The sequence below is a fragment of the Gulosibacter sediminis genome (genome assembly GCF_030011715.1).
Lineage (GTDB): Bacteria > Actinomycetota > Actinomycetes > Actinomycetales > Microbacteriaceae > Gulosibacter > Gulosibacter sediminis.
Window position 1 is genome coordinate 1 of record NZ_JASCYH010000122.1, and the last position, 255, is coordinate 255.

The window sequence follows — 255 nt, forward strand, 5'->3', positions numbered from 1 at the left end:
GGTGTCCTGGCACACCGCGAACACCGCGATCCTCGCCGAGGGCAAGCGGCGGCTCATCGACGACCCGACCAGGTTCGACGGGGTGACCACGATCGGTGTCGACGAGCACGTCTGGCGACACACCCGCCTCGGCGACAAGTACGTGACGGTGATCATCGACCTCACCCCCGCGAGGAACAAGACGGGCCCGGCACGGCTGCTGGACATGGTCGAGGGCCGCTCGAAGCAGGTGTTCAAGCAGTGGCTCGCCGCCCG

At 68.2% G+C, this 255-nt stretch carries 1 protein-coding gene; it reads left to right on the forward strand.

Features of this window, described 5'->3' with window-relative positions; genetic code table 11:
• The coding region (locus QM019_RS12980) for a transposase (RefSeq protein ID WP_282853317.1) at window positions 1-255 on the forward strand (255 nt) is incomplete at both ends.